The organism is Streptomyces sp. ISL-12, from assembly GCF_018614415.1.
Taxonomy (GTDB): Bacteria; Actinomycetota; Actinomycetes; order Streptomycetales; family Streptomycetaceae; genus Streptomyces.
This window is the reverse complement of the sequence record NZ_JAGGOO010000155.1, coordinates 14,803-17,144: the sequence shown is the minus strand read 5'-3', so window position 1 is coordinate 17,144 and position 2,342 is coordinate 14,803. Positions and strand designations below refer to the sequence as shown.

At 68.4% G+C, this 2,342-nt stretch carries 3 protein-coding genes; all 3 read right to left on the bottom strand.

Annotated elements, in window-relative coordinates; genetic code table 11:
• Positions 1–55 precede the first annotated feature (55 nt).
• The 3 genes from J7I94_RS34300 to J7I94_RS34290 all read right to left on the bottom strand — a co-directional run bounded on the left by J7I94_RS34300 (position 56) and on the right by J7I94_RS34290 (position 2,181).
• Entirely contained in the window at positions 56–763 is a 708-nt protein-coding gene (locus J7I94_RS34300; protein ID WP_215173659.1) for a hypothetical protein, read from the bottom strand.
• 206 nt (positions 764–969) lie between these two features.
• Entirely contained in the window at positions 970–1,161 is a 192-nt protein-coding gene (locus J7I94_RS34295; protein ID WP_215173657.1) for a DUF397 domain-containing protein, read from the bottom strand.
• Positions 1,162–1,323: 162 nt separating this feature from the next.
• The gene (locus J7I94_RS34290; protein ID WP_215173655.1) at positions 1,324–2,181 is read right to left on the bottom strand and encodes a helix-turn-helix transcriptional regulator; all 858 of its coding nucleotides are present in this window, start codon (positions 2,179–2,181) and stop codon (positions 1,324–1,326) included.
• Positions 2,182–2,342 lie beyond the last annotated feature (161 nt).

The following is a 2,342-nucleotide window of genomic DNA, read 5'->3' as shown; positions in this document are numbered from 1 at the left end:
CAACTGGACCTGGCCCACCGTTTCCTGCGCGGTCGGCTGATCTCGTGGGCCCGTATCAGTAGTTGGCGTTGGCGAGGATCTCGCCGTCCTTGTCGTACACAGTCACCAGTCCGTTGTCGGACTCGTAGCAGCTCGTGAACGCGGACGCGATCAGCTTGCCGTCGCCCTGGTGCGGGCCCAGGAGGCCGCCGGTGTAGTCCGTGAAGACCTCGGCGGTGTCGAGGATGTCGTTGCGCTGGTCGGTGCCGGTCACCTTGGTGACGTGCTCGATGGCGGTCTTCTCGGTCGCCGTGCCGTTCTTCGCCACGCAGGCCTGGAACTGCTCGGCCTGGGACGTGGTCTCGGCGGCCTCGGTCGCTTCCTCGGCCGCCGTCTCCTCTTCCCCGGCGGTCTCCGCGCTCTGCTCGCCCTTCGGCTTCTCGTCGGCCACGACGGCCTTGTCCTTGGTGGAGGCGTCGGCGGAGTCGTCGTCTCCACCGCTCACCGCCGCGCCGATCAGGCCGATGACGACGAAGAGCGCGAAGAGGCCGGCGCAGCCGAGGCCCACGATCTTGCCGGCGCTACTCTTCTTCGGCGGCTGGGGCACGGGCGCCCCGTAGCCGTAACCGGGGCCGGGAGCGGCGCCGGGGACCGCGCCGGGCGGGGTCTGGGGTCCGCCCCATCCGGGCTGCTGCGGATACGGGGCCTGCCGCTGGGGCGGCTGGTTCGGCTGCTGCGGTGGCTGCTGCGGCTGGTTCGGCTGCTGCGGGTACTGCTGGTTCATGCGAGGCCCTCGGGGGATCGTTCCAGGTCGGACGGGTACAAGACTCGCGAAGGCCCCGTGTGGTTGTACGTACGACATTCCCTCACTATGTCCGTGACGCGACCGCCCTCGCGCCCGGACTGCGCGATCCCTCCCGGGCACGGGCCGAGCCCCCTCGGCAAGGTCGGCGCGCTGGTCGAGAGGGCTCCGCGGGCGTACGGGCGCGGTTACTGCTTGACCGACGCCACGAAGGCCGACCAGGCGTTCGAGGGGAAGGCCAGCGCCGGACCGGCCGGGACCTTGGAGTCGCGGACCAGCAACGCCGTCACGACGGGGGACTTCACCTCGACGCAGGCACCGTTCCCTCCGGAGTAGGAGGACTTGGTCCATGCGTCGGTGGCGCCCTGGAGAATTGCCATGTTCTGCTCCGATTGCGAGTTCTGATCGTTGGCGCGATCGACGCTACTCGCCGTCCTCCTCATACGGAGCAGCCGTTCACCCGACCGGATGGCATATTCCAGGTGAGTCTCCAGTTCAGGGCCACAGGGGTGTAAGATCCCCGCCGCTTTGCGGGTCGAGGCTCAGCGGGCGTACTCCTTCGCCACGTCCTCGATGCGTCGGCGGGACTCGTCCACGTTCAGCGCCTGCGCCCTCAAGTGCTCGTACATCACCGTGTACTTCTGCACATCGTGCGCCTTCTCCAGGTACAGGTCGCTGGTCACGCCCTCGATGTAGACCACGCTGGAGTCGGCGGCGTCGGCGAACTCCAGGATCGAGTACTGGCCGTTGACCCCGGGGTGCGCGCCGACGTCGAACGGCAGCACCTGCACCGTGATGTGGGGCTGCTGCGACATCTCCGCGACGTGCTCCAACTGCTCGCGCATCACCTGGCGGTTGCCGACGACGCGGCGCAGACACGCCTCGTCCAGGACCACCCACAGCCGCAGCGGACCGCTCTCGGAGGTGATGCGCTCCTGTCGTCGTATGCGGACGTTCACGCGTTTCTCGACGTCGGCGGCGGGGGTCTCCGGCAGCGCGCCCTGGATGAGCGCCTCGGCGTACGTACGGGTCTGGAGCAGGCCGGTGATGATCTGCGGTTCGTAGACCCGCAGCGACTCCGCGTCGGTCTCCAGGCCGATGTAGACGCTGTACGGGATGTCGCCGAAGGCGTGCCACCAGCCCTGCTGGCGGGAGTCCTTCGCCATCTGCATCAGCGAATCGACGATGCGCTGGTCCTCGACCTCGTACACCCCGCACAGGTCCCGGACGTCACGCTGGCTGATGCTGCGGCGGCCGTTCTCCAGGCGGCTGATCTTCGACTGCGACACCAGCAGCCGCTCCGCCACCTCCTCGGCCGTCATGCCCTTCACCTCGCGGAGCCGGCGCAGTTCCTGGCCGAGCCGGCGCCGCCGGACGGTGGGATTCACATTGGACGCCACGGGACGTGCACCTCCGGCTGCGTGCCTCGTACTTGGTACTTGACTTGCCACTTTGCGTATCTGCTGTTGAGCAGACTGCCACCAAGGTGCTTGCTGCCGCTGGGAAACGGTCGATATGCGCCGCGTACACGCCAGTTCGGAAGGCCACCCGTGCGCGCGGC

What these genes read in the sequence shown, in the direction of transcription:
- J7I94_RS34300 (WP_215173659.1), bottom strand. Translation starts at nt 763, where the DNA reads ATGAACCAGCAGTACCCGCAGCAGCCGAACCAGCCGCAGCAGCCACCG.
- J7I94_RS34295 (WP_215173657.1), bottom strand. Translation starts at nt 1,161, where the DNA reads ATGGCAATTCTCCAGGGCGCCACCGACGCATGGACCAAGTCCTCCTAC.